This is a genomic window from Thermodesulfobacteriota bacterium, from assembly GCA_025062045.1.
In the GTDB taxonomy this organism is placed as follows: Bacteria; Desulfobacterota; Syntrophorhabdia; order Syntrophorhabdales; family JANXAF01; genus JANXAF01.
Genome location: JANXAF010000004.1, coordinates 124,611 through 150,812, shown reverse-complemented (window position 1 = coordinate 150,812; position 26,202 = coordinate 124,611). Strand labels below are relative to the sequence as shown.

At 41.9% G+C, this 26,202-nt stretch carries 29 protein-coding genes and 1 other RNA gene; 18 read left to right on the top strand and 12 right to left on the bottom strand.

What is annotated here, in order from left to right; all coding sequences use genetic code 11:
* From frr to rpsB, 4 genes are read right to left on the bottom strand one after another with little or no spacing between them, the layout of a single operon-like run.
* The gene (gene frr, locus NZ583_04635; GenBank protein MCS7280900.1) at nucleotides 1-558 is read right to left on the bottom strand and encodes a ribosome recycling factor; all 558 of its coding nucleotides are present in this window, start codon (nucleotides 556-558) and stop codon (nucleotides 1-3) included.
* Nucleotides 555-1,277, bottom strand: a complete 723-nt coding sequence (pyrH, locus tag NZ583_04630; GenBank protein ID MCS7280899.1) for a UMP kinase — start codon at nucleotides 1,275-1,277, stop codon at nucleotides 555-557. Before pyrH ends, frr begins: the two co-directional genes overlap by 4 nt.
* A 4-nt stretch (nucleotides 1,278-1,281) precedes the next feature.
* Nucleotides 1,282-1,887 carry a translation elongation factor Ts gene (gene tsf / locus NZ583_04625; GenBank protein MCS7280898.1) on the bottom strand — a complete coding sequence of 202 codons (606 nt, stop codon included), beginning with the start codon at nucleotides 1,885-1,887 and terminating at the stop codon, nucleotides 1,282-1,284.
* A 10-nt stretch (nucleotides 1,888-1,897) separates the two neighbouring features.
* Nucleotides 1,898-2,695, bottom strand: a complete 798-nt coding sequence (gene rpsB / locus NZ583_04620; protein MCS7280897.1) for a 30S ribosomal protein S2 — start codon at nucleotides 2,693-2,695, stop codon at nucleotides 1,898-1,900.
* 203 nt (nucleotides 2,696-2,898) lie between these two features.
* Here rpsB and NZ583_04615 point away from each other — a divergent pair, with 203 nt between their 5' ends.
* The 7 genes from NZ583_04615 (at nucleotide 2,899) to NZ583_04585 (ending at nucleotide 8,488) form a co-directional block, all read left to right on the top strand.
* Nucleotides 2,899-3,966 carry a hypothetical protein gene (locus tag NZ583_04615; protein ID MCS7280896.1) on the top strand — a complete coding sequence of 356 codons (1,068 nt, stop codon included), beginning with the start codon at nucleotides 2,899-2,901 and terminating at the stop codon, nucleotides 3,964-3,966.
* Entirely contained in the window at nucleotides 3,947-4,543 is a 597-nt protein-coding gene (locus tag NZ583_04610; protein MCS7280895.1) for an SAM-dependent methyltransferase, read from the top strand. The genes NZ583_04615 and NZ583_04610 overlap by 20 nt, the downstream gene beginning before the upstream one ends.
* Before the next feature lie 172 nt (nucleotides 4,544-4,715).
* Nucleotides 4,716-5,840 (top strand): carbohydrate porin, encoded by a 1,125-nt coding sequence (locus NZ583_04605; GenBank protein MCS7280894.1) that lies wholly within the window; start codon nucleotides 4,716-4,718, stop codon nucleotides 5,838-5,840.
* A gap of 108 nt (nucleotides 5,841-5,948) precedes the next feature.
* Nucleotides 5,949-6,554, top strand: coding sequence for a cobalt transporter CbiM (gene cbiM / locus NZ583_04600; protein ID MCS7280893.1), 606 nt, complete (start codon nucleotides 5,949-5,951; stop codon nucleotides 6,552-6,554).
* The gene (locus NZ583_04595; GenBank protein ID MCS7280892.1) at nucleotides 6,539-7,072 is read left to right on the top strand and encodes a hypothetical protein; all 534 of its coding nucleotides are present in this window, start codon (nucleotides 6,539-6,541) and stop codon (nucleotides 7,070-7,072) included. The genes cbiM and NZ583_04595 overlap by 16 nt, the downstream gene beginning before the upstream one ends.
* Nucleotides 7,062-7,805, top strand: a complete 744-nt coding sequence (cbiQ, locus tag NZ583_04590; protein MCS7280891.1) for a cobalt ECF transporter T component CbiQ — start codon at nucleotides 7,062-7,064, stop codon at nucleotides 7,803-7,805. The genes NZ583_04595 and cbiQ overlap by 11 nt, the downstream gene beginning before the upstream one ends.
* The gene (locus tag NZ583_04585) at nucleotides 7,802-8,488 is read left to right on the top strand and encodes an energy-coupling factor ABC transporter ATP-binding protein (GenBank protein MCS7280890.1); all 687 of its coding nucleotides are present in this window, start codon (nucleotides 7,802-7,804) and stop codon (nucleotides 8,486-8,488) included. Before cbiQ ends, NZ583_04585 begins: the two co-directional genes overlap by 4 nt.
* Here the strand turns inward: NZ583_04585 and NZ583_04580 are convergent.
* The 6 genes from NZ583_04580 to NZ583_04555 form a co-directional block, all read right to left on the bottom strand.
* On the bottom strand, nucleotides 8,472-9,557 hold the full coding sequence (locus tag NZ583_04580) for an iron ABC transporter substrate-binding protein (protein ID MCS7280889.1): 1,086 nt from the start codon (nucleotides 9,555-9,557) through the stop codon (nucleotides 8,472-8,474). The two genes, NZ583_04585 and NZ583_04580, sit on opposite strands and share 17 nt — an antisense overlap.
* Nucleotides 9,554-10,333 (bottom strand): class I SAM-dependent methyltransferase, encoded by a 780-nt coding sequence (locus tag NZ583_04575; protein MCS7280888.1) that lies wholly within the window; start codon nucleotides 10,331-10,333, stop codon nucleotides 9,554-9,556. Before NZ583_04575 ends, NZ583_04580 begins: the two co-directional genes overlap by 4 nt.
* Nucleotides 10,315-11,106 carry an ABC transporter ATP-binding protein gene (locus NZ583_04570; GenBank protein ID MCS7280887.1) on the bottom strand — a complete coding sequence of 264 codons (792 nt, stop codon included), beginning with the start codon at nucleotides 11,104-11,106 and terminating at the stop codon, nucleotides 10,315-10,317. The genes NZ583_04575 and NZ583_04570 overlap by 19 nt, the downstream gene beginning before the upstream one ends.
* Entirely contained in the window at nucleotides 11,090-12,184 is a 1,095-nt protein-coding gene (locus NZ583_04565; GenBank protein MCS7280886.1) for an iron ABC transporter permease, read from the bottom strand. The genes NZ583_04570 and NZ583_04565 overlap by 17 nt, the downstream gene beginning before the upstream one ends.
* A complete protein-coding gene (locus tag NZ583_04560; protein ID MCS7280885.1) occupies nucleotides 12,151-12,771 on the bottom strand; it encodes an FmdE family protein in 621 nt (206 codons plus the stop codon). Before NZ583_04560 ends, NZ583_04565 begins: the two co-directional genes overlap by 34 nt.
* A 185-nt stretch (nucleotides 12,772-12,956) precedes the next feature.
* Nucleotides 12,957-13,088: a hypothetical protein gene (locus NZ583_04555; GenBank protein ID MCS7280884.1), complete on the bottom strand. Its 132-nt coding sequence runs from the start codon at nucleotides 13,086-13,088 to the stop codon at nucleotides 12,957-12,959.
* Between the two features lie 127 nt (nucleotides 13,089-13,215).
* Between NZ583_04555 and lpxK the strand changes: the two genes are divergently transcribed.
* From lpxK to NZ583_04530, 5 genes are read left to right on the top strand one after another with little or no spacing between them, the layout of a single operon-like run.
* Nucleotides 13,216-14,298, top strand: a complete 1,083-nt coding sequence (lpxK, locus tag NZ583_04550) for a tetraacyldisaccharide 4'-kinase (protein MCS7280883.1) — start codon at nucleotides 13,216-13,218, stop codon at nucleotides 14,296-14,298.
* Nucleotides 14,262-15,782 (top strand): 2-isopropylmalate synthase, encoded by a 1,521-nt coding sequence (locus tag NZ583_04545; protein MCS7280882.1) that lies wholly within the window; start codon nucleotides 14,262-14,264, stop codon nucleotides 15,780-15,782. Before lpxK ends, NZ583_04545 begins: the two co-directional genes overlap by 37 nt.
* 2 nt (nucleotides 15,783-15,784) lie before the next feature.
* Nucleotides 15,785-17,047 carry a 3-isopropylmalate dehydratase large subunit gene (leuC, locus tag NZ583_04540; GenBank protein ID MCS7280881.1) on the top strand — a complete coding sequence of 421 codons (1,263 nt, stop codon included), beginning with the start codon at nucleotides 15,785-15,787 and terminating at the stop codon, nucleotides 17,045-17,047.
* The gene (locus tag NZ583_04535) at nucleotides 17,044-17,538 is read left to right on the top strand and encodes a 3-isopropylmalate dehydratase small subunit (protein MCS7280880.1); all 495 of its coding nucleotides are present in this window, start codon (nucleotides 17,044-17,046) and stop codon (nucleotides 17,536-17,538) included. The genes leuC and NZ583_04535 overlap by 4 nt, the downstream gene beginning before the upstream one ends.
* A 1-nt stretch (nucleotide 17,539) precedes the next feature.
* Nucleotides 17,540-18,556 (top strand): aspartate-semialdehyde dehydrogenase, encoded by a 1,017-nt coding sequence (locus NZ583_04530; protein ID MCS7280879.1) that lies wholly within the window; start codon nucleotides 17,540-17,542, stop codon nucleotides 18,554-18,556.
* On the opposite strand, the gene NZ583_04525 is transcribed toward NZ583_04530, so the two are convergent.
* A complete protein-coding gene (locus NZ583_04525; protein ID MCS7280878.1) occupies nucleotides 18,553-18,897 on the bottom strand; it encodes a hypothetical protein in 345 nt (114 codons plus the stop codon). The two genes, NZ583_04530 and NZ583_04525, sit on opposite strands and share 4 nt — an antisense overlap.
* Nucleotides 18,898-19,046: 149 nt before the next feature.
* Between NZ583_04525 and NZ583_04520 the strand changes: the two genes are divergently transcribed.
* Genes NZ583_04520 through polA form a run of 3 tightly spaced genes read left to right on the top strand, consistent with a single transcriptional unit; the run spans nucleotide 19,047 to nucleotide 22,221 of the window.
* Nucleotides 19,047-19,223 carry a hypothetical protein gene (locus NZ583_04520; protein ID MCS7280877.1) on the top strand — a complete coding sequence of 59 codons (177 nt, stop codon included), beginning with the start codon at nucleotides 19,047-19,049 and terminating at the stop codon, nucleotides 19,221-19,223.
* 11 nt (nucleotides 19,224-19,234) lie between these two features.
* On the top strand, nucleotides 19,235-19,693 hold the full coding sequence (locus tag NZ583_04515) for an AsnC family transcriptional regulator (GenBank protein MCS7280876.1): 459 nt from the start codon (nucleotides 19,235-19,237) through the stop codon (nucleotides 19,691-19,693).
* Entirely contained in the window at nucleotides 19,690-22,221 is a 2,532-nt protein-coding gene (polA, locus tag NZ583_04510; protein MCS7280875.1) for a DNA polymerase I, read from the top strand. The genes NZ583_04515 and polA overlap by 4 nt, the downstream gene beginning before the upstream one ends.
* On the opposite strand, the gene NZ583_04505 is transcribed toward polA, so the two are convergent.
* The gene (locus NZ583_04505) at nucleotides 22,218-24,203 is read right to left on the bottom strand and encodes an ATP-dependent helicase (protein MCS7280874.1); all 1,986 of its coding nucleotides are present in this window, start codon (nucleotides 24,201-24,203) and stop codon (nucleotides 22,218-22,220) included. The genes polA and NZ583_04505 overlap by 4 nt on opposite strands.
* Nucleotides 24,204-24,298: 95 nt before the next feature.
* Between NZ583_04505 and ffs the strand changes: the two genes are divergently transcribed.
* The 3 genes from ffs to NZ583_04490 all read left to right on the top strand — a co-directional run bounded on the left by ffs (nucleotide 24,299) and on the right by NZ583_04490 (nucleotide 26,202).
* An RNA gene (ffs, locus tag NZ583_04500) (signal recognition particle sRNA small type) lies at nucleotides 24,299-24,396 on the top strand.
* A gap of 13 nt (nucleotides 24,397-24,409) precedes the next feature.
* The gene (dnaX, locus tag NZ583_04495) at nucleotides 24,410-25,882 is read left to right on the top strand and encodes a DNA polymerase III subunit gamma/tau (protein ID MCS7280873.1); all 1,473 of its coding nucleotides are present in this window, start codon (nucleotides 24,410-24,412) and stop codon (nucleotides 25,880-25,882) included.
* A complete protein-coding gene (locus NZ583_04490; protein MCS7280872.1) occupies nucleotides 25,879-26,202 on the top strand; it encodes a YbaB/EbfC family nucleoid-associated protein in 324 nt (107 codons plus the stop codon). Before dnaX ends, NZ583_04490 begins: the two co-directional genes overlap by 4 nt.

The window sequence follows — 26,202 nt, the reverse complement described above, 5'->3', positions numbered from 1 at the left end:
CTAAGTCTCCATGATCTCCTTTTCCTTTTCAGAAAAGGCTTTTTCTGCCATCTCGATGTACTTGTCAGTGATTTTTTGGACGAGTTCCTGTTTCTTGAAAAGATCGTCTTTGGACAAAAGTTTGTCCTTCTCCATTTTCTTTAACTTTTCGTTTATTTCTCTCCTTACGTTCCTCATGGCAACTCTCGCGTTCTCTAGCATCTTTCCTCCCTGTTTTACAAGCTCTTTCCTTCTCTCCTCTGTGAGTCTCGGCAAAACTATCCTTATGACCTTTCCGTCAGACACCGGGTTAACCCCAAGATCCGACTTCTGAATAGCCTTTTCTATTTCTCCTATAATAGAGGTATCCCATGGCTGGATAAGCACCGTTCTACTGTCCGGAACTGAGAGCGAGGCAACTTGGTTTATGGGAGTTGGTTGATTGTAATAGTTTATGCGGATGTCTTCGAGCAGGGATACGGACGCAACCCCCGTTCTCAGCCTAGAAAGATCCTTCTTAAACGCCTCGAGGGACTTTTTTAATTTAGTCTCCAGTTCTTCCATAAGTTCATCTTTCATACAGCCTCCCAATCTCTGATGATAGTACCTATCGGCTCCCCCATCGCCACTTTTTTAAGATTTCCTCTTACTTTCATATTAAAGACAACGATGGGGATACAGAGTTCCATGGCAAGACTCAAAGCCGTAAGATCTATAACGCGAAGCCGCATTTTTATCGCATCCAGATACGATATTTGATTTAGAAATTTAGCATCTTTATGAATTGCAGGATCTTTGTCGAAGACGCCATCCACCTTAGTGGCCTTAAAGACGGCGTTAGCTTTTAGCTCTGAGGCTTTAAGGACGGCCGCAGTGTCAGTTGAAAAGTAAGGATTTCCAGTTCCACCGGCAAATATGGTGACTCTTCCCTCTTTAAGAAAAGAGAGGACTTCTTTGCTGTCGTAAGTGTCCAGTGCATTCCGGAGACCCAAAGAACCGTAAATTTTTGATTCTACCCCTTTTTTCTCCAAAAAATCCTCTATTGCAATCGCGTTTAAGTAGGTAGCGATCATCCCCATGTAATCCGCCCTTTTTCTTTCTATTCCGTGGGTTGCAGAATCTATTCCTCTAATAAAGTTTCCACCACCAATCACAATTCCAATTTGGCAACCAAGATTTAGGGTCTCTTTTATCTCTTCGGTTATCCAATCTAAGGTTTCCCAGTCAATTCCGAAGCCCTTCTCTCCAGAAAGGAGTTCTCCGCTCAGTTTCAAAAGGAATCTCCGGTATGTATTCATCGATCTATTCTTCGTCTTTTTCTCCCAACTGGAACCTTACAAACCTATTGATAACGATCTTCTCTCCAGTCTTCATCATGAGATCATCTAAGAGGTGTTTGACCGTGATTTCAGGGTTTTTTATGTAGGCTTGTTCTAAGAGACAGACTTCCTGGAAAAATTTTTCGAGTTTCCCTTCCGCTATCTTTTCTGCAATCTTTTCAGGCTTGCCTGCATCGAGGGCCTGTTTTTTATAAATCTCCCTTTCTTTTTCGATAACCTCTTTGGGAACATCATCCCTTTTCACGTATAGGGGTGATGTAGCCACAACCTGCATGGCGATGTCCCTTGCCAATTCTTGGAACTCCTTCGTATTTGCTACAAAATCGGTCTCGCAGTTAATTTCAACCATTCCTCCTATCTTCCCGCCAGTGTGAATGTAAGCAGCTATTATTCCGTCCTGAGCTTTCTTGGCCATCCTTCTTTGGATCTTCGCAAGACCTTTCTCCCTCAGATACTCAATCGCTTTCTCTATGTCACCATTTGCAAGTTTTAAAGCTTCCTTACAATCCATAAGCCCAACACCGGTTCTTTCTCGGAGTTGTTTTACCAGTTCGGCTTTTATCTCCATACTGCCTCCCTCACTCACGCTCATAGTATTCTTCATATTTTTCGTACGTCTCTTCTGCGAGACTCTCGTCTACGACCACTTTAGTTTCAACTTTTTCAGTTTCTTTTCCAGCAAACTCTTGAGCATACATCATCTTCCCTTCTATGACAGCATCCGCAATCTTCATCGTAATGAGTTTGATCGCCCTTATAGCATCGTCATTTCCAGGTATGACAAAGTCTATGTCGTCCGGATCACAGTTTGTGTCGACAATTCCAACCGTTGGAATTCCAAGCTTTTTAGCCTCCTTCACAGCTATGTGTTCTTTTTTAGGATCTACAATGTATAGCGCACCTGGCAATCTGTCCATATTCTTTATGCCGCCTAGATTCTTTTCAAGCTTCTCTATCGTTCTTTCTATGCTTGCCGCCTCCTTCTTCGGTAACTTTTTGAAAACCTCGCTGTTTCTAAGTTCTTCAAGCCTTTTTAAGCGCTCTATACTTTTTTGGATCGTTTGGAAGTTTGTCATCGTGCCACCGAGCCATCTATGATTCACATAAAACGCTCCACACCTTTTGGCTTCTTCTTCTATCGCTTCCTGCGCCTGTTTTTTCGTTCCCACAAAAAGGATGTGTTCGTTCCTTGAGGCCACATCCCGTATGAAGTTGTAAGCATCTTTGAACATTTTTAAAGTCTTTTGGAGATCGATTATGTATATCCCGTTTCTGGCGCCGAATATGTAGGGCTTCATCTTTGGATTCCATCTCTTTGTTTGGTGTCCGAAATGGACGCCGGCCTCAAGAAGTTGTTTGATGGTAAGGTTGGACATTTAATACCTCCTGGTTAATCTTCCGCCTTTCGCATCTCAGTGTCAGACAGATTTCTCTGCACCCTGATACTGATTGAAAGACGTGCAAATTTGAAACCTTGTATAATTATCACACGATTAGTAAGATTTCAACTCAAAATGGCTCATCCAGGATTAAAGCCTGACTATAACTTTTGTGGTATACTTAAGCTTGGGCAGAAACGATGGAAGACGTAATAAACACTTATCTATCTTCAACGGATGAAGAAAAACTGAGAATAATCACTTCCCTTGGCAATCAAAGAGACGAAAAGGCCCTAAAAATTTTAGTCGCCCTCGAGGAGGAAGAAAAGGATAAAAAAATGCGGAAGGAGATAAGGAGAGTTCTCTTCCGCCTGAAAACTTTTGGGCTTAAGGTGGAAGAGAGAAAAGAGAAAGGACCGTCTGTTATCCGTAAAGTAGAAGAGGATCGGAACTTAAAAGCCTACTTTTCAACTTACGATAGGGAACTAAAAAGGATCGTAGCCCTCTCCACCAAATCAAAGAAGAGGTCATTTTTTGTCGCAAACGCCATAATGGGGCTAAAAGATGGGCTTATCGGCATAAGGCTAGGCGAAATGGAAAAGGATAGATACGACATTTGGCTTAAGGATACAAAAAGGAAACTAGAGGCCTCGAAGATAATATTTTTGGAGATATCCGCGAACTACGCATATTACCTTATAGATGAAGCCTCAAGGAAATCCGGAAAGTACAGAGAGGAAGTCGATTCTCTAAAAAGCGTAGTTTCCCGCTCCAGTCCTAAAAATGAGATCACAAAACCTTCCGATCTATACTCACTACTTGGCGAAGGAGAAGAGATTCCATTTGAAAGGGCTTTAACTCACCCTATCTTCGAAGCCCTCCATTTTGACTGGGACGGGATAGACGAGGACAAAAAGAATTATGAGACGATTGGCGAATCCTCAATCTTAGTACCCAGATACATCACGGAGGAAAGGAAAAAAGAGTATTTATACGGGCTTACAAAGACTGAGAGGTTAAAACCCCTCAAGGATGACATAAGACGTGTGCTCGAGGACTATTCCTACGTACTTTATATGCTCGGTGATAAAATTTACGCGAAGTCAATACTTAACCTTCTCAGAAACGATGAAACTTTTAGGGACGCAATCGTTCACTTTTTGGAAAAGTCTATCCTTTTTAAGTACCAACCCGGAGAGCATTCCTATAGGATCCTTATTACCCCTCAAGAGTTCTTAAGGTCCCTTCATGGGAAGATTCGTTCTTAAGGACACATTTTTTCTTAAAGCAAAGAGGGAGGGTTACAGGGCAAGAAGTGCATACAAGTTAATCGAGATCCAAAAAAGGTATAACGTACTAAGGAGAGGTGATAAGGCTCTCGATCTTGGGTGTGCGCCCGGAGGTTTTCTTCAGGTGATAAGAGAGATAGTCGGAGACGAAGGACTTGTCGTGGGAATAGACATTCTGGATACCAGACCGTTTTCAGAAAGAAACGTCATAATCAAAAAGGCAGATCTTTTCGATATCAATGTTCAGGATCTTATGAATGAGCTGGGGATATCGTATTTTGATGTGATAACATCCGATATTTCCCCAAACATAACAGGTATTAAGGAGTCCGATGAGGAGAATTTAAAAAGGGTTTACGAGGCAACAAAAGAAATAGTTACGAAGGCTCTAAGGAAAGGGGGAAATCTTATCTATAAGTCCTTCTTCACAGAAGAGTTCGGAAAACAAAGGAAAGATCTTTCCTCAATCTTTAAAGAGGTCATTGTTTTCAAACCCCAGGCTTCAAGAAGGACAAGTTCCGAAATATACCTCGTCTGCAGAAAAAAAATCGTCTAGGTCCCAAAAGACTTCTTTTTACTGGCAATAAAGCCAAATCCATGCTACATCTGGTTCTGAAACTCGGCTAAATTTCTTGACTTATCTTTAGCCACGTGATAATGATACTACTCATATAAAAAAAGTGTCACAAAATTATTTACTTTTCAAGTGATAACCCAAGGAGGTGTTTGTGAGAAGATCGGTAATAGTTATCTTTCTTCTGCTTTTTCCATTTTTCGTCTATTCCGCAGAGATAACAAAGTCTTTCAAGGTTTCAGGAGCTTTAACTTCAGTCTTTCAATCACTGGACAGATCTAGAGGGGAAGTCCCTCAGAAAGGGAGAGTTTCTGCCGCTTTGGATATCAGCCTAGAGTACATGCCCAGGGAGGAGGACCAGTTCTTTTTGAAGGTGAGCTTCGCCGAGGGAAGCGGACTTTCATCGTATTCACGCTATCCATTTTATGTATCGTGTAACGCCGATAACCTCGAGAGGGATCTAAGGGATATAAATGGCCGTGGAAGGGATAACCTCCTGGAAGTCTGGTATGCTCGCACTTTCAAGCTAAAAGGCGATTTATCTTTAAGGTTTACGGGAGGAATAATCGATTCCGCAACTTTCATAGACGAGAACGAGTACGCAGGAGATGAGATAGGCCAGTTCATGAATGAGGCCTTTGTGAGGAATCCCCTTGCGAACCTTCCAAGTTATGATTGGGGAGGCGCTTTAGAATTTCTTGGCAAGAGATCTAGCTTTAGAATCGTCGGAATGTCTTCAAAAAACGAAAATGAGCTTTTGCCAAAAAAGTCCTATAGCTGGGTTGGGGCACAGCTTGGGGTGAATTTATCAACTGGGATTGGGGATGGAAACTATAGAATTTACGGATACACTACGAACAAAAGGTTTGAGGACTGGGAAGGCCAAAATTACAAACGACTTAGAGGGTTTGGGCTCTCTTTCGACCAGGAAATCGTAAAAGAAATTATGAATGCGTTCTTCCGCCTCGGCACTCAAAGTGACTCAGCAAAAGTAGATTATAAAAACATGCTCTCCTTCGGATTAAATTTTAGCGGCAAGGCTTGGAAGAGGGCAAAAGATGAGATAGGTATGGGCTACGCCTATCTTAAAAGTCCGAAAAGAAAAGAAGACGTTAAAAGAACAAACGTTTTTGAAGCCTATTTCAAGTTACACCTATTGGAATACAAATTTTTGAGCTCCGACATCACTTTCGATTATCAGTACATCTCTGAAAACCTCAAAGAGGCTACAAAGAGAGCAGGGAATATCTTAGGCGCTAGACTGAATGTAAGCTTTTAGATATGAAACCTTACCTTGACTATACATTTCGGACAAAAGGTAAAGACAAAAAAGATTTCTTAAATGTTCTAAAAGAGAAATTCGTTTAAGCCAGGGAGCTGAATTAAAATGCACATTTCAGAAGGTGTCGTTTCTCCTTCCGTTCTTGTGGGAGGGGCAATACTTGCCGCATCCGGGATCGCAATCGGGCTAAAAACAATAAAGGATAAAGACATTCCGAAGGTTGCCGTTCTGTCATCCGCTTTTTTTGTTGCATCCTTAATCCATGTGCCAGTTGGTCCTGTCTCGGCTCATCTTGTATTGAACGGGCTTTTAGGTTTGCTTCTGGGGTGGGCATCATTTCCTTCCTTATCCATAGCCCTTTTGCTTCAGGCCATAATCTTTCAGTATGGAGGACTTACGACTCTTGGAACGAACACCTTCATTCTCGCCATGCCTTCAGTTATAGTCCATTACTGCTTTAGGGGCTTCCTCGGGAATGGAATAAAAAGAGTCTTCATTGCGGGATGCCTAAGTGGAATTTTAGCGATTTTCCTCTCCATTCTCTTTGTAAGCTTCGCCCTCATTCTTACCACCAAGGCTTTTTTTGGGGTCGTAGTGAGTCTTGTCAGCACACACCTACCCCTCGCTTTAATCGAAGGACTTATAAGCGGATTCATTCTAGTCTACCTAAAAAAGGTGAAACCGGAGGTGCTAGGATGGAAAAGAGTTTAAAGTGGCAACTTTTAATTATCCTTTCGATCGTATTTATCTTTTCTCGTTCCTTAAGTTATGCCCACAGGGTAACGACCCTCGCTTATAGAGAAGGTGACAAGATTGTCGGAGAATGTTACTTTGTTGGGGGTAGTCCCTGTAAAAATGCAAAGGTGGAGGTTTATGCTGGAGAAAAAAAGATACTGGAGACCCAAACCGATTCTCACGGTCGCTATAGCTTTGCCACTAAAGAAAAGGGAGATCTCAGAATAGTAGTTAATTTAAGTGGAGGACACAGAGCTCAATACACGCTCCGAGGAAACGAAAAGGAAATATCGAGAAAAGAAGAGGATGAGAAAACGAGAAGAATAGTTAATGAGGTCCTTGAATCGAAGATCCATGAGCTAAAAACTGAAATAAGGGAGCTCCGCAAGGATGTGGACAGAATAGGCCTGAGGGATATAATCGGAGGAATTGGATACATCTTCGGCATCTGGGGACTGATAAGTCTGCTCAAAAGGAGGAAGAATGCATCTTGAAGTTTTTTCCGAAGGGGATAGCTTCCTCCATAGGATGGATCCGAAGGTAAAGATCATCGTTTTCTCAGTCTTTAGTATTCTCTGCGCCAAATCAGAAGGGGATGCCACTCAGCTTACATACTTGATATATGCTTCTTTCCTCCTCTTTCTTGCAAAAATCAAATTTAGGCTCTTAATCACAAGACTCATCGGAGCGAATCTGTTTTTGGCGCTCGTATGGATATTCTTTCCATTAACCTACGGGGGAGAGAAATACCTTTCTTTTGGGCCTTTCCTTTTAAGTTACGAGGGCATACACAAGGCTCTATCGATAACTTTTAAATGTAACGCAATAGTTTTGGCCACGATCGGTCTTCTTTCTACTTCCTCACTTTTTATGCTTGCTCATGCTATGCTGAAATTTAAAGTTCCTTCAAAACTTGTGACTCTGTTCTTCCTCTTTTACCGTTATCTCACTGTCATACACGAGGAATACTCAAATGTAAAAAGGGCCGTTATGTGCAGGGGCTTTGTTCCAAAAACTAATTTATTGACGTACAAAACTTACGCGTATATGATTGGAGGGATGCTTCACAAAAGTTATGAAAGGGCAGAAGAAATATATAAAGCAATGCTATGCAGGGGATTTAAGGGTAACTTTCCTTTCTCGGAAGATCTCCCCACAAAAAAGAATGATGTGGTTTTTGCTGGAATCTCAGTGGGAATATTTGTTCTTCTCGAGGTATTGAGTTGAAAGAACCGTTAATAAGAGTTAGGAATGTCTCTTTTAGATACGACTCGAGGCCTGTTCTCAAAGACATAAACTTCGAAGTATATGAGGGAGACAGAATAGGTCTTATTGGGCCAAACGGTTCAGGAAAGACTACCCTGCTCCACATTATAATGGGGTTACTTAAACCAGAGGAAGGTACTTTAGAGATTCTTGGAAAGGTAAGAGAGAAAGAAAAGGATTTTTTAGAGGTCCGCCAAAAGATAGGGCTTCTCTTTCAGAACTCGGACAATCAACTGTTCTGCCCTTTGGTGAAGGAGGATGTAGCTTTCGGGCCTTTAAATCTTGGCGTGCCTAAACGGGAGGTTGATGGAATAGTCGATGAAACGCTAAGTATGCTTGGAATCAGTTACCTAAAGAACAGGATTTCCGCAAGGCTTTCAGAAGGCGAAAAGAGACTTGTTGCTCTCGCAACAATAATCGCAATGAAGCCCATCTGCTATATGCTCGATGAACCATCAGCTGGTCTCGATGAGTTTTACACGGAAAAAGTTTTGAGATTTCTAACGGAAAACGCAAAAACCTATGTAGTCGTATCCCACGATAGAACATTAATCGAAACTGTTTCGAACAAGGTATTTGTGCTTAGAGAAGGGGTTCTTTTACCCCAAAATCTATCTGTGAGAAAGACTACTCGACTATATTGATCTTTCCTTTTTCAACTACTAGTCTTCCGTACCTTCCAAAATTCTTCTTTATCTCCGGATAGACAGATTCTCCCACAAAGAAACGAATTACCCTTGCGGACTCTTCATCGATATTTACGTCTTTGAATTGGTCTGGATAAACGACCTTTGCTACGAAGTACGCATCAGATATGGCGAGTTCTACGTTTGTGTTGTAGTAATTGTAGGGTAAGATCGTGTAGACCCTCCCTTCCTTAAAAGCCTTAAGGTTCATAAAAAGGGTTGGTGTCTCCAAAAATTCCTTTTCAAAAATCGAGAGTCCATTCACATCGACAAAGATGTAATCCGGATTCCAAACCAAAAGTCTCTCTTTCTCTATAAAGAGATGGCCATCTTTTGCCACTTCGTCGGCCACGTTTTTCACGTTGGCTAATTTAAAGGGCAAAAATCCTGCCTCAGTAGATGTTATTCCGTGCTGGCCCCTAAATCCAATTCCACCTGCGTAAGCGCGAGGTCTTTCTTTTTGGCTTTTCGTCCTCTGGAAAAAATAGGCTTCGGTTCTTTTTAAGAATTCCTCTATCTCCTTCAATCTATTTTCCTTTTTGAGGAGCGATGCGACTAATTTCAAAGAATCATAAAACTTACTTTCTTTCAATTCTCCTAAGGCCCCATAGTGGAGCCCCACAACCGGTATTCTTGTCTTTTCCTGTATCATGTCTAAGATGTGTCCTTCGAATCCGATTGCGAAGATTACATCCGGTCTTACGCTTATGATTGCCTCAAAATCTGGCAATTTTCCAGGGCCACCCTCTCCGATAAGCGGTAAATGTTTCACTTTTTCCCTTATCGCCAAAGTGTATGGCCTACCGTAAGGCACAAATCCTCCCTTCTCTACTCGTTCGACGCCGACAACTTTTTCAAGACCAGAAAGATAAATAACTAGCCTTAACGCACCTGGTCCTATGGCGACTAATCTTTCCACGTTATCCGTGACTTTAACTTTCCTGCCTAAAAGGTCTACGATTTCTTTAGATTCAGAAGTTGCAAAGAGCGTAAAAATAATAACAATCGTAAAAAATAGCTTCTTCATAGTCCTTCCTCCTTCGGTACTTTCCAAAGTATCAGTGCCACCTCGGCATCTGTCTTTTGTTCTACGTAGCCAGATTTTATGTGCTTTTTAAGTTCTTTTTCGACTAAATCCTTTTTTGGCTTCTTTCCGTAAAGCTCGATGTAGTTACATAGTTCATGGAGTGCCTCTTCCATACACATTCTGACGGTTAATGTACGATCGAAAAACTCAAAATGAGGTTTTCTTCTTAGCCTTTCTAAGATTACACACAATGAGAAAGCTAAAGACCGGCAATTCCACTCTATACCGTGCATTGCGAGCACTTTTTCCATAAGCTCGTTCTTTCTCTTTTCCCACCCGAGATATATGAGCCATTCCTTTGAGCAAGCCTCCATCTTCAAAATATCTCTTTCATTTCTTACACATGGGGCCATCATAGCCATGACTATGTCAAATCTTTTAAAAAGATTCATCCTTTCTGGTTCCAAATCCTCCCAGAAGCCGTGTAATACGTCCACATTTTTCATACCCCTCCTTTCGGCTTCCATTGTAAGGGTCTCAAGCATGCTAGAAGAACAGTCGAGCCCCAGGACATAACTTGCCTCATACGAAATGGGTAAAGTGTAAGCACCTTTACCGCATCCGATATCTAGGACACTCTTTCCAAAAAAAGTCACGCCCTGATCTCTTACCCTTTTTAAGACGCTTTGTGTCCATTCGAGAGTCTTTTTCTCGAACGGATTAGGATAATTTCTGGCCTTTCTATCCCAGAATTCTTTTATTGCGCTTTTATCCACTCTTTTTCGTATCCTTCTCCTTCTTTCACGATAAAATAAGGTAGGCCGTGCAAATCAATTATTTCAACCTCCACCCCGAAAACTCTTTTTACGTTTTCCCTTGTGAGGACCTCTTTTCTTCCGAAAGCCTCTATTTGCCCCTTTTTCAAAAACATGAAAAGGTCGGAGTAGCGGATTGCAAGATTTATATCGTGAAGGACAAAAATTGTGACAAGCCTAAGTTCTTTGGTTACCTTTCTAATTAGGGAGGCAATCTCCATCTGATTTCTAAGATCGAGATGGGACAAAGGTTCGTCGAGTAAAAGAACCTTCGGTCTCTGAGCCAGTGCTCTTGCGATTATTACCTTTTGAAACTCACCTCCACTTATTCTCGTTATCGACCTTGAGCTTAGCTCAGAAAGTTCCATAACTCTGATTACCTCTTCGACAACTTCTATATCCTCCTTCTTTACCCTAAAACCAATGTATGGTTTTCTTCCCGAAAGCACCGCCTCAAAAACAGTAATGTCGAACCCCTCAGATTTTTGCGGAACATAGCCTAAAATCTTCGCCCTCTCCTCCGCACTTATCTTTTTTAGCTCTTTGCCATCGACAAGCACAGTACCTTTTTTCGGCGCAAATATTGATGCCAGCACTTTAAGTAGAGTCGTCTTACCTGAACCGTTAGGACCTAAAATTGAGAGGATCTCACCCTCGTCTAAGTGAAATTCTATGTTTTCCAGTATCGGTCTACTATTGTACGAAAATGAAAGGCCTTCAACTAAAATTTCCATGTCTATACCTTAAAAGCAAATACACAAAGAAGGGAGCTCCAAAAAATGAGGTTACAATGCCAACGGGGAGTACGTTCGGTGCGATTATCCTCCTCGCCAAAATGTCGGAGACGACAAGGATGAAAGCCCCGATCAGAGCCGATGCTGGAACTAAAAACCTTTCGTCTTCGCCAAGAAAAAGTCTTCCTATATGAGGAGATAGTAAGCCAACGAACGCTATTATACCCAGAAATGAAGTTATAACGGCAGAAAGAAGTGAACTGATTAAAAATACGTGTATCCTTAAAGTTTTAGGTCTTACCCCAAGCGTCTTTGCCACATCGTCTCCCCATTTTAGAGCGTTCAAATCGCCAGACCTTATAAGGAGATAGATAAAGCAAGGAATAAAGAAGGCCAAAAGAATAGGGACGTTCTTCCAAGTGGCCTTTCCCACATCTCCGAAAGTCCAAAATAAAGAAGCGGCAACCTGTACATCCTCCGCGAAGTATTGGATAAACATGGTCAACGCAGAAAAAAAGGAGCTTATAGCAACACCGGCAAGAACCACAACCTCTCTGGTCGCCCCTCTAAGCGACGAGATAGCATAGATTAAAAGCATTGCTGCCATAGAACCGCAAAAAGCACACGCGATGACCGGTGAGTAAGAAAAGATCGTTACCCCCTCCCCTGTTCTATGCTGCATACCCGCACCCAAAAAGATAATGGCGAAGGACGCGCCAAACGCCGCACCCTGGGTAAGCCCCAATGTGGAAGGGGAAACAAGTGGATTCTTCAAAACGTTTTGCAACACACATCCACACAGCCCAAGACCGGCCCCGCTGAGTATTGTGCCGAGAAGTCTTGGAATTCTTATCTGCCAGACTATATGGGAGATTGTTCCTTTTTCCTTTCCAAAAATGGCGTACACTAAAGAGACAACGTCTATTCCATAAGATCCTGTAATGAGAAAGAAAACGAAAGAGGAAAAAAGGAAGAATAAAAGGAGGATCGATATCCTTTTTCGCTTTGTGCTTAAAGTTTCGTAAAAGTTCGAGGCTAAATCTCCTATAGATTCCTCTCTTCCAAAGCTAAAGCGCATACTTTGCACACCCTCTTTCCATCCTTAGTCTCCATCTTTAGGACCATCACAGGTTCGTTACAGACTGAACATGGCTCTGACCTTACTATTCGCGCAAAGGGCGGGATTTCGAACTCAACGACTCTCACAGAGAAAAGCTCATCAATACTGGCCTTGAGCACCTTATAGGCCCTCTCTTTTTGTAAGGTGAAAAATCTCTCTTTCTCTTCGCAAGTTGCGCACCCAGAAAAGACTTTGTCCGCAAGGGGTAACACATCATCCAAAAGTAAAAAGAAGGGGCTTCCGTATCTTAGAGCGACTCTTAGGCCCTTTTTCGTCTTTCTTGAAAGGACATTTAGGACCATCTTTCCGTGATCTTTTATAATTAGGTTACCCTTTCCTAATGTGCAGCCCGTTATAACCTGGACGCTGTCTACAAAACAGGAATCGTTCTCTACGATAGCTACGATCTCATCTTCTAATTTTTTAACTTTCATTTCTTCCATAGCAATAATTGATGCTTTGTAACCAAGCGAAAGACCCGGGCACAGATGACCATGAAATTTTATGCATTCTGAAAGGTACGGATAGTCTTCCATTTTAAGCATTTTGGATCTTAATACTTTTTGGAAAAAAATAACACTTTAATGTGACTCGTGTCAATAAGAATCCTTAACCAGTCGGCTATCAGTTTGGAATCTCAAGTAAAGGAGATCTTACTTGAAATAAGAATAGAAAAAAAGTTTGACTTTGTTTTTCCTTTTATGCTCTAAGTGTCAAACTTTTTTAAATCTTATTCAGTATTTTGCTCTTCACAAGGATGGGTATCTGTATCCCCGTGGCATTCTTTGATCTTTTCCGGGGTACATTCCTCCGGGTGACTTACTAGTTCTTGAGGGTTCATGCAAGAGCAAGCTTCACACATAAGAACACCTCCTTATTTGTGCGAGTGAAATTTATCACTAAAGGGGCCAGGCTTCAAGTACTTTTTATTGCTCGGAACCCTGCGGAATTATTGATTTTTCCCCTCATTTGGTATAGACTTCCAGAACATGCGCCTCTTCTTCCAGGACTTTTGGCACAAAAAGTCGAAAAGGATCCCCTTCCTTAGGGGTGTTCTTTTTTTGATTTCCCTTCTTTATAAATACGGGCTTTCACTTTGGGAATTGTCCTTTAGGTTCAAAAGATTGAATATGGCTCCATGTCCAGTCGTAAGTGTTGGAAACTTAACTATTGGAGGCCAAGGCAAGACCCCCCTTGTTATGAAGATAGCTTCATTATTCAAAGAAAGCGGGTTTAGGGTGGCCATTATCACACGCGGATACGGAAGAAAGAAACGGGGTATCTTTTTGGTTGATCCTAAAATTCATTTAGCTCAAGAGTGTGGTGATGAGGCCCTTTTACTTGCCAAAAATTTGAGATGTCCGGTTATAGTGGGAAAAGACAGGATCAAAGCGATAAAAAAAGCCGTCTTTGAATGCGGCGCGGACATCGCTATCCTCGATGACGGATTTCAGGTACGTGGGTTAAAGAAAGACGTGGAGATAGTTGTTTTCAAAACTAACATGGAAAACTTCGATCTTTTTCCGCTTGGTCCCATGAGGGAACCGTTTGATAGGATTGCGCGATCCGACATTGTAATCTTAAATGGGAAGGTTAAAGGTCCTTATAAGTTACCAAAGCACCTTTTCGATTCTAAGCCCGTTTTTAATTCAAGCTTAAAAGCCCTCAACCTTTGTAACATAAAGAATAAGACTTACATTGACTATCGATATCTAAAGGGAAAGGAGGTTGTCGCATTCTCCGGACTTGCCGATAATGATTCCTTTTTCGAGTTGCTGATGTCAATTGGTGCAAAGATAAAGTCTGCAATCTCTTTTCCCGATCACTATAACTATAAACCGAAAGATATCAAAAGAATTTTGAGGAACCACGCGGATATTTACGTGACTACAGAGAAGGACGCTCAAAAACTTGAAGCACAAGAAATACCGGACAATTTCTACTATTTAACCGTTGAGATGGCGATAGAAGAGGAAAAAGAGTTTTTCTCAACGATCTTAGCCTTAATAGAAAAAAAATTTTCCGGAGAGTTGCCATGGAAGAGAGGGTCTTTATCTTCGACACAACTTTAAGGGATGGAGAACAGTCTCCTGGATACACCATGAATCCCCAGGAGAAGTTGCGAGTCGCAAAGCAGCTTGAGGCTTTAGGTGTCGACATTATAGAGGCAGGTTTTCCACAGGCATCCGAAGGAGACTTCGAGGCTGTAAGACTCATAGCGGAAAATATAACCGAGTGTGAAGTTGCAGCTTTAGCCAGAGCAAACGATGAAGATATAGATAGAGCGTGGGAAGCCATAAAAAATGCGAAAATGCCAAGGATCCATACGTTTATTTCGACTTCCGACATTCATCTAAAACATCAGCTGAGAAAAACGAAAGACGAGGTTCTGGCATTGGCCGTAAGATCTGTAAAGAGGGCAAAAAAGTACACTTCCAACGTTGAGTTTTCAGCAATGGATGCGACAAGAAGCGATTGGGACTTCCTAGTACGGATCTTTGAGGAAGCAATCGATGCCGGTGCAACGGTCATCAACATTCCCGATACAGTGGGATACGCGGTACCCGATGAATTCGGAAAACTCGTAAGATACATAAAGGAAAATGTTTCTAACATATCTAACGCCATAATCAGCGTCCACTGCCACAACGATCTCGGCCTTGCAACTGCAAATTCAATAGCCGCGATAAAAAACGGTGCAAGGCAGGTGGAATGTACAATAAATGGTATAGGTGAAAGGGCAGGAAACGCCTCGCTAGAAGAGATAGCGATGATTCTTAAAACTCGTAAAGACATTTTTTCCGTCTACACCAACATAAGGACTGAGAAGATATATCCCACAAGCAGGCTAGTTACCACCATAACCGGTATACCTGTCCAGCCGAACAAGGCTATTGTTGGGGCAAACGCTTTTGCCCACGAGTCAGGAATTCACCAGGATGGGCTTTTAAAAGCCAAACTTACGTACGAGATAATGACTCCTGAATCTGTTGGAATTCCAAAAAGCACACTCGTTTTGGGAAAACATTCTGGGAGACACGCATTTAGAGAGAAGATAAAGGAATTGGGTTTCGATCTCAACGAAAAAGAGTTAAACATAGCATTTAAGAGATTTAAGGCTCTTGCAGATATAAAAAAGCACGTCTACGACGAAGATATACAGACGATAATAATGGACGAGATTTACAAGATACCGGAAAAGTATAAGCTTGTCTATCTTAACGTAACTTGTGGAAACATGACCGTCCCAACAGCGACAGTGAAGATAGAAATAGATGGAGTGGTACATCAGGATGTGGCAACGGGTGTTGGACCGGTGGATGCCACATACAAGGTCATAAAAAAGCTTGTAAAGACTCAGAGCAAACTAGTAAAATACTCGGTTAACTCCATAACCAAGGACATGGATGCCCAAGGCGAGGTTTTCGTAAAACTCGAAGAAAAGGGGATATCTGTTGTAGGGAAAGGGATAGATACAGACATCATTGTGGCAAGTGCGAAGGCTTATCTTAACGCTCTCAATAAACTTGAATTCATGAAGCAGAAGAAGGGGTAGCTATGGGAATGACGATTACCGAAAAAATTCTCGCTTTCCATTCCGGAAAAAAGTATGTGGAACCAGGGGAGATAATAGAGGCAAAAATCGATCTCGCCCTGGCAAATGATATAACCGCCCCACTCTCGATAGAGGAGTTCGAGAAGATCGGGTTAAAAACCGTATTCGATCCCGAAAAGATCGTCTTCGTACTAGACCATTTCACTCCTAATAAGGACATCCAAACGGCAGAGAACTGTAGAAGAATAAAGGAATTTGCAAAAAAGTTTGGGATCAAGCATGTCTATGACGGTGGGCTCTGTGGGATCGAACACGCGTTACTTCCTGAAAAAGGTCTCGTTATGCCAGGAGATGTTGTAATAGGGGCTGACAGTCACACATGCACATACGGTGCACTAGGTTCTTTCGCAACAGGTGTTGGAAGTAGCGATTTTACGTTTGCTATGGCCACTGGATACTTGTGGTTTAAGGTGCCGGAGACGATCAAATTCGTTTGCTACGGAAAGTGGAAAAAGTGGGTAACTGGAAAGGATCTCATTTTGCATATAATTGGTTTGATAGGTGTGGATGGGGCTTTATACTGTGCAATGGAGTTCGCAGGAGAGGCCATCTCGAGTTTAAGTATGGACTCCCGTTTTACAGTTGCCAACATGAGTGTGGAGGCAGGCGCAAAAAATGGCATTTTCTACGTGGATGAAGTGACTCTCTCCTACGTAAAGGACAAAACTTTCCGCGGATTTAAAATTTTTGGAAGTGACCCGGATGCAAAGTACAAAAACGTTATAGAGATAGATGTTGGCCAAATAGGGCTTAAGGTTGCTTGCCCCCATCTACCTTCTAACGTTCGCAATGTTGAGGAACTGAACGGAGTATCCATCGATCAGGTGGTTATAGGATCCTGCACTAATGGGAGGCTTGAGGATTTTAAGCTTGCGGCAGAGATAATGGCGGGAAAGAAAATAGCCGACGGGGTACGGTGCATAGTAATCCCCTCCACACCCAAGATTTACTTGGATGCACTAAGAATGGGATTTATAGAAACATTCTTGGAGGCAGGCTGTATCGTTTCTCCGCCTACCTGTGGTCCCTGTTTGGGAGGGCACATGGGTGTTTTAGCAAAAGGCGAAAGGGCACTATCCACGACGAATCGAAATTTTATAGGCAGAATGGGCCATCCTGAGAGTGAGGTTTATCTTAGCGGCCCCGCTGTTGCTGCAGCTTCCGCTATTATGGGACGGATAGCTCACCCGGAGGAGGTTTTATGAAGTTCAAAGGAAGGGTTTTCAAATTCGGGGATAACATAGACACCGATGTGATAATTCCCGCCCGTTACCTTGTGTACACGGATCCGACCTTACTCGCCACTCATTGCATGGAGCCCATAGATCCTGATTTTGCAAAAAAAGTAAAAAGGGGTGACATAATTGTAGCAGGTTCTAATTTTGGGTGCGGTTCCTCAAGGGAACATGCTCCTATTGCAATCCTAGGTCTAGGGGTACCCCTTGTGATAGCCAAAAGCTTTGCGAGGATTTTTTATAGAAATGCCTTCAACAAGGGTCTTCTCCTTTTGGAATCGGATCTTTACGAGTACGTGAAGGAAGGAGATGAAATAGCTGTGGATGTAAAAGAGGGTCTCATAGTCACGAAGGATAGGGAATTTAGGACAAAACCTATTCCGCCATTTATGATCGAACTTATTGAATCTGGCGGGCTCCTCAACTATTTAAAAAAGAGATTGGGAATAGAAGGAGGATGAGATGAAAGAGTACAACGTTGCAATAGTTGGGGCCACAGGTGCCGTTGGTAACGAGATGGTAAAGATTTTGGAGGAGAGAAGGTTTCCTGTGAAAAATTTAAAACTTCTGGCATCTGAAAGAAGTTTGGGAAAGTCCCTAGAATATAAAGGTGAGGAGATCCCGGTCGATGTCCTAAAGGAGGACTCATTTAGGGATGTGGATATCGCCCTTTTTTCAGCCGGTGGGGCTGTAAGTTTAAAGTACGCTCCAATAGCTGCTGATGCCGGTGCTTGCGTTATAGACAATACAAGTGCGTTTAGAATGGAGCCTGACGTTCCTCTTGTGGTTCCCGAGGTAAATGCCCATGCTATAGCTGACTACAAAAAAAGAAACATAATCGCAAATCCAAACTGTTCCACAATTCAGATGGTTGTCGTACTTAAACCGTTGCACGACTATGCAAAGATAAAAAGGATAGTCGTTTCAACTTATCAATCAGTTTCTGGAACAGGGAAAAAAGCCATATTCGAACTAGAAGAGCAGGTGAGAGCCCTTTTTGCGAATAGGAAGGTTGAAAAAAAGGTCTATCCGCACCAGATCGCCTTTAACTGCCTTCCCCACATAGACGTTTTCCTTGAAAACGGCTATACAAAGGAAGAGATGAAGATGGTTAACGAGACGAAAAAGATAATGGAGGACTACTCTATAAAGGTTACCGCAACAACTGTTAGGGTTCCTGTTTTTTATGGGCATTCCGAATCTGTGAATGTAGAGTTCGAAAGGAAGATAACACCAGAAAAAGCAAGAAGTATTTTAAGAAAGGCTCCCGGTGTTAAAGTAGTAGACAACCCTTCAAAGAACCTGTATCCCTTGGCAATAAATGCGGCTGGTAAGGATGAAGTCTTTGTGGGGAGGATAAGGAGGGATGACACTGTCGAACACGGACTTAACATGTGGATTGTCGCCGACAATTTGAGAAAAGGGGCAGCCCTTAACGCGGTTCAGATTGCTGAAATCTTGATCCAGAAATATCTTTAAAGGGTCTCTCTTTTCCCTTCCTTGTGAATCCTTCTTAGCTCCTCTATCTCTTCTTCGATATCCTTTATCCTCTTTTTCATTCTATTTATCTCTTCCACCCTCTCCCTTATAAATGGCGTCTCCATATCTATGGGCTTTCCCGACAAGTACTGGTCATATACGTATTCACCTATCTCGGAATAAAAATCGCTTATCGATTTTTTGAGTCTTCCAATGTCCAGATATTTCTTTTTCGTTATCTTTGCTTTGATCTCCAAGTTCTGGGCTATGTCCTCTGCAACCTCTTTTAAGGTTTTCAAACTCTCTTCGGTTCTTTTCTTTAGTTCATCTACTATTGGCATATTTGCACCTCCGGCAAGTATAATAGATCTTTACAGTCGATTTTTCAAGGAAAGATTTATAAAACTTGTCTTTTTGATCCTCTTTGCGTTGCCGAGGCTTGATGAGTCTATATTTGCTGATGTACAATTTAAGATTGGGAGGGGTAAATATGGATCTGGACAAAGTGAAAAAGAAGCTGATGGAACATCAGGAAGACGGAAGAATAACCTGCAAGAAGGCTTTAGAAATAGCAGATGAGGAAAAGGTGCCTCCTATAAAGGTAGGCGAGATACTCAACGAACTCAAAATAAAGATAATCAGCTGCCAGCTCGGCTGCTTTAAGTAATTGCGAAAAAGGTGGGAAAGGAAGATTTAGATCAGATTGACAAGGATCTATTAAACCTCATTCAAGAGGAGTTTCCCCTCGAAGAGAGGCCTTTTTTAGAGATAGGAAAGAGGCTCGGTTTAACAGAGGACGAGGCCTATCTCAGGGTGAAAAATCTCAAAGAGAAGGGCTTTATACGGCGGATAGGTCCTGTCCTTGAAAGAAAAAACCTAAAACTTAAAAGCTTTCTTTGCGGGGCCTACGTGGAAGATAGTCGGCTTGAAGAGGTCGCAAACGAGATAAATAAGCACAGAGGAGTGACCCACAATTACGAAAGGGATGGAAACCCAAACCTCTGGTTTACTATAAGTGGGGAAAGTTTAGAAGAGATAGAGAGATTCCTCGAAGATATCGAAAAAAGGTTCAATATAAAAATTTACCGCTTTCCTGAAAAGAGGGTCTTCAAAATAAAAACTGTATTTCCATTATGAGCTTTAAAGATTTGAGAAAACTTTTCCTTGTTGATGGGAACTCCTTTCTCTACAGGGCTTACTACGCCACCCCTTTCCTTGCAACATCAAGGGGCGTCCCTACAAACGCCACATACGCCATGACTAACATGATCCTTAAACTTTTAAAAGAACAGAAGCCGGATCTTCTATTCGTAGTCTTCGATTCTAAGGTACCATCATTCAGGCACAAGATATCGAAAGAGTACAAGGCTCAAAGAAGGCCTATGCCAGATAATCTTTCCGTTCAGATCCCATATGTAAAGTCGATTATTGAGGCTTTAGGTATAAAAATGATTGAGGTCGAAGGTTATGAAGCCGATGACATAATAGGGACGATAGTGGAAAGGTTAAAAGACAAGGACTTCGAAATTTACATTGTGACCGGTGACAAGGATCTTATGCAGTTTGTGCAAAAAAATGTCTTCGTCTACGACACTATGAAAGAGATTATATACGGGGAAAAGGAAGTGAGGGAGAAGTTTGGGGTACCTCCCTCTTCCATATGTGATCTTCTGGCACTTTCTGGCGATACTTCCGATAATATTCCAGGGGTACCAGGAATTGGAGAGAAAACCGCAAAGTTACTGATACAGGAGTTCGGTAATCTTGAGAACCTTTACGAAAGGATAGATGAGGTAAAAAAAGATTCATTAAGAAAAAAACTTGAAGAAGGGAAGGATTTGGCTTTCTTAAGCAAAAGGCTTTTAGAGATAAGAAGTGATGTCCCCATACCCGATCTTTCGTTAAACTATACGGTAACACCTGACAAAAAAAGGCTAAAAGCTCTCTTTAGAGAGCTTGAATTCACATCCTTATACAGGGAAATAGAACTCGAAGAAAAAGAGCCAGAATTAATAGACGAGGTCGAACTTGATATCCTACAGGGAGAGTCCTTTGGGCTTTTTGTCAAATTTGAAAGGGGACCCTCATCTCCCTTTCCCGAATTTAAAGCTTTTGCCGTCTATGACGGAAAAAATGTGAGTTACTCAGAAAAAAAAGACGATGTCTTAAAGATCGTTGGAAAGGCAAAAGAGGTAATTCTCTATAACATGAAGGATTTTTTGCTTTCGGAAATAGATATAGATTCAAAAAAAGCCTTCGACATAGCCATTTCCGCTTACCTTATAGATCCGCTAAAAAGGGACCTAAGCATTGAAACGATTCTTGAGGAACATTTGGACCTGAATATACCGAGCAAGGTGGAGAAGCATAAATTCTTTCAGCTAGCAAAAGGTCTCTTCGATGTAAAAGATCTTCTGGCTCGAAAGATGGCAGAGCTTAATCTCGAGTTCCTCTTTTACCATGTGGAGATGCCGCTCGTTGAGGTCTTGTCGGAGATGGAAAAGACTGGCGTTAAGGTGGATAGGGAAAAACTTCTCAAATTCTCTTCTGAAATGGATTTTAAGTTGAAAGAGATAGCTCAAAGAATTTACGAGCTTGCGGGCGAGGAATTTAATATCAACTCGCATAAACAGCTATCGAATGTGCTTTTTGGAAAGCTTAATCTCCGTCCCTTAAAGAAAACGAAGAAAGGCTATTCCACAGATATGGATGTGCTTGAAGAACTCATAGACGTACATCCTATAATTCCGAACCTTTTAGAGTATAGAACGCTAAGTAAGCTAAAAAACACATACATAGATGTGCTTCCTCTCTGGATCCATCCAAAAACCCAAAGGATCCACGCATCCTTTAACCAGACAAACGTTGCGACAGGTCGAATAAGCACAAGTAATCCGAACCTTCAGAACATACCGATAAGAGGAGAAGAAGGGAAAAAGATAAGGGAAGCATTTATCGCTGAAGAGGGCTTCTTTATTATGTCTGCGGACTATTCCCAGATAGAACTTAGGGTTTTGGCTCATCTTTCACACGATGAGACTCTCATTCGCGCGTTTAAAAACGGAGAAGATATACACACAAACGTGGCTCGAGAGTTCTTCAAAGTAAAAGAGGAAGAAGTGACACCAGAGATGAGAAGAATTGCCAAGACGGTTAACTTCGGAATAATTTACGGCATAAGCGCATACGGTCTTTCAAAAGAATTGGGCATCTTGCAAAGTGAAGCCCAAAGATATATAGATGACTTCTTTAGAATGCACCGCCAGGTAAAAGAATACATGGACATGGTTATTAAAGAGGCAGAAAGGACGGGGTATGTTAGAACCTATTATGGAAGGATTCGTTACATCCCCGAGCTTTATAATCCTGACCAAAAAATAAAACAACTTGGCGTAAGACTCGCTATGAATACGCCTATACAGGGAACAGCAGCCGACCTAATAAAAATGGCCATGGTAAATATCCACAGCAGAAAGAAGGAACTAGGTCTTGGCTCTCGTCTGATACTACAAATCCACGACGAACTTCTCTTTGAAGTGAAAGAGGATGAGAAGGAGATTATGGAAAGGCTTGTTCGTGAGGAAATGGAAAACGTTGCGACTTTGGATGTTCCTTTGAAGGTGTCTATAGGCTTTGGAAAGAATTGGGCAGAGGCCAAAACTTAGAAACTCTCAGAAACATCCCACTCTTCATAGACAGAAGGATTGAGTTCTGTTATGAATCTGGAAGGTCTTAATATCACATATCCAATAGCCTTCTCATAGTACGTCATGGGATAGCAAACGTAAAGTTCATCCATGGCCCTTGTACAGGCAACGTAAAAAAGTCTCCTTTCCTCTTCTATAGCCTCCTCATCCATTGACTTAGAATTCGGAAACCTTCCCTCCACACACCAAACGACGAATACCACCCTCCATTCGAGACCTTTGGCTTGATGGATTGTGCTAAGAATAACCCTTTCCTCATCTGATCCGGGGTATATGGATTCTTCACCATGTAGTCCACTCATGAGGGAGAGTTCTGAGAGAAAAGTCTCAACCGAGTAATACTTACTCGCAAAGTTTGAAAGCTGTTCAAGATCGTCTAGTCTCGATTCGTAGTCTGGATAGTTGTACTTCAAATACTCTCCGTAGATCTTTCGTATAACGGCATTTATCATCTCGGAAGGGGCCTCTTTACTTTTGAGATCGCGAAGATCCCTAAATAGTTCTGACCAGAGTTCTATCGTTTCTTTTGGGATCTTCTTTAATTTCTCTCCTATCCTTTTTTCTATGAAGAGGTCAACGGGTCTTTCGTAAGAGGAGATGTAGTCGAAGATTTGTTCAGCCGTTTTTTTACCAACTCTTGGGAATATCTTTAAAAGCCTTTTCCACGAAATCTCATCTTTTTCGTTTACACAAACCCTAAGGAACGAGACTACGTCCTTTATGTGGGCCTGTTCAAAGAACTTAAGTCCACTTCTTACCTCAAACGGTATATCACGCCTCGTCAACTCCATCTGGATCTCCATCGAATGGTAATGTGCTCTGTAAAGAACGGCAATCTCATTAAACGGTATCCCCTCGTCTTTGAGTTCGAGTATCCTTTGCGCCACAAATTCTGCCTGCTGTACAACATCTTTCAGTCCTGTAACAACAGGTATGAGACCTGACCTTTTAACACTTTTTAGGACTTTTTTGAATTGTCTTAGGTTGTGAGAGATTGATTCATTAGCGAAGTTAAGTATTTCTGGCGTACTTCTGTAATTCGTCTCCAGTTTGTAGACCGTGCAGTCCTCGTATCTTTTTGGAAAATCAAAGATGTTTCTGAAATTGGCCCCTCTGAAGGAATAGATGCTTTGAGCATCGTCTCCAACAACCATGACATTCCTGTTTATTAGGCCCATAAAGTCTATTATCTCTGCCTGGATCTTATTCGTGTCCTGATATTCATCCACGAGAATGTAGGCGAATTTCTTTGCATAATATTTTCTTAAGTCCTCGTGATCTTTTAGGATCTTATGCCATAGGTAAAGTAAATCATCGAAATCGACAGCCTTAGTCTTTTTCTTCTTTTTCGAATAGTTCTCATAAACTTCTACGATCTCGTCCTTTAGGTGGTAGAGGTAGGGGTATCTTTCAAGAATAGCCTCCTCTATTGAACTTAATGTGTTTATCGCGTAACTAAATATCTCTTTTAGGACGGTCCCCTTAGGAAAAGGGTACCCCTTTCCCGAAAGACCCATCTCTTTGAGCACTATCTCTATAAGATCTTTAGCGTCCTCGTTGTCGAAAATTGTAAAATCCTTATCCAAACCCAAAAGGTCCGAATGAATCCTAAGGATCATATTACCTATGTGATGAAAAGTGCCACCCCAAATTGATCTAGTGTCTATCTTTAGGAGATGTTCAACCCTGTGGAGCATCTCCCTCGCGGCTTTGTTCGTGAAGGTTAAAAGCAAAATATTATGGGGAGGAACACCGTCTTCTAAAAGTCGCGCCACCCGATAGGTAACTACCCTTGTTTTTCCGCTTCCTGCACCAGCGATAACAAGAACGGGTCCTTCTTTATGGTTGACAACCCTTAGCTGCTCTTCGTTTAGATCTTTTTCATAGTCTATCGAAATTTTTTTTGGAGAAGTATCTTTGTAAAGGATGTATTTCTTCATCCCATTAATTATGCGGAAACGTCGAAACACCTGTCAAGAAAGGTCTCAATCCTAGAGATTTTCTTTAATTGTGTCATCTATGGTAAGATAATTTTAGCCAGGCTCTGCGCATAAGCGAGGTTATGAACCCCGCGAGGTTCGGAAGAAAGCAGCGGTAGTAACCGAGCTGTATGCCGCAGTAAGCCTGGCGCCCCGTAACGTTCCAAATGGCTTACACAGTAATCGCAAGAAGATGGAGACCCAAAAAATTCGAAGATATAATAGGCCAACCTCACATCGTCACAACTATAAAAAACTCTATAAAATTCGGTAGGATCGGCCACGCCTATCTATTTACAGGACCTAGGGGTGTGGGAAAGACTTCCCTTGCGAGGATCCTGGCAAAGGCAGTGAACTGCTTGGATGGACCTACCCCTGATCCCTGTGACCGGTGTGAAGTTTGCGTATCCATAAATAACGGAAACTTTGTGGACGTACATGAAATAGATGCGGCCTCAACGAGAAGAATAGACGACATTCGGGAACTCAGAGAAATGGTCAAATACGCCCCACTTATCGCAAGGTACAAAGTTTATATTTTGGACGAAGCCCATATGCTTACAGGAGAGGCCAAGGATGCTTTTTTAAAAACGCTTGAGGAACCACCTGGCCATAACATATTCATCCTTGCAACTACAGAACCGCAAAAAATCCCTCAGACTATTATGTCTAGGTGTCAAAGGTTCGACTTTCGAAGAATCCTTGAGAGCGAAATAATAGCCAAGCTTAAAAAGATATGTGACCAAGAAGGGATTCCTTACGAGGAAAGTGCCCTTCACTACATAGGTGAAGAGGCAGACGGTAGTTTACGGGATGCGGAGTCTATCCTTGACAAAGCGATAGCATATGGCAATGGATCGGTCAAAGAAAAAGAAGTGATTGAGCTTTTGGGAATAGTAGAGAAGCGTTTCATTTTTGAGCTCGTCGATTCGTTGATAAAAGGGGATGTCCTTTTTGGACTCACCATGATCGACGATGGCTTAAAGAAAGGGTATGAGGCGAGCCAAATCTATAAAGGTCTTGTAGGTCTTTTGAGAAAGATGCTACTTACTAAGCTTTATCACGGAAAACCGGACTTTATCTACGTTTCTGATGATGAGTTTCAAAGGATCCAAAGTGTTATTTCCAAAATCGAATATTACGAAATCCAAAATATGCTTAACTACCTTTTGGTCAACGAGGATCTCTTAAAAGGAAGTTTTCCAAAGATAGCCCTTGAGGTCCTTTACATAAACCTTTATAATCTGGGCAAGCTAAGAACGATTCAAAAGCTCCTTTCACCACAGGAAAAGGCATCAACCCTAGGAAAACAAAATGAGGAACGAAGGACATCTTACGACAGAGTTACAAAAGAAGATTTCATAGGATGGGTCAAAGAGAAGGATGCACTACTTGGAAAGGTTTTAGATTTACAGGATGTCGAGATAGAGGAGGGGAAAATAACGATCTTTTTCGATGAGGCTTTAAAGATTTTCGCCGAGGATTCGTCTTTCGTTCCGGGACTTGTGGCTACCTACAAAGAAAAGACTGGAAAAGACGTAGAGATTGTGCTTATCGAAAAGAAAGAATTGAAAAAAAACATTTTAGATGAGTATATAAGGGAGGCTGAAAGGATATTTAATCTTGAGGAGGAGCCATGAATAAGGCTTTAAGCGAAATCCTAAAGCAGGCAAAAAAGATCCAGGAGCAGTTCCAAAAGCTCCAAGAAGAGGTGGCGGAAAAGAAAGTGGAAGCTCAGTCTGGTGGAGGAATGGTCACATGTGTCGTCAATGGAAAGCAGGAGGTTGTTTCGATCAAAATCTCGGATGAGGTATGGCAGGAGGGTGACAAAGAGCTTATAGAGGACCTTATCGTTGCAGCGATTAACGAGGGTCTTAACAAATCAAGGGAGATGGTTAAAGAAAAGATCGCTAATTTAGCAGGGCTTGGGGGGCTTAATCTTCCATTTTATCCATTCTGA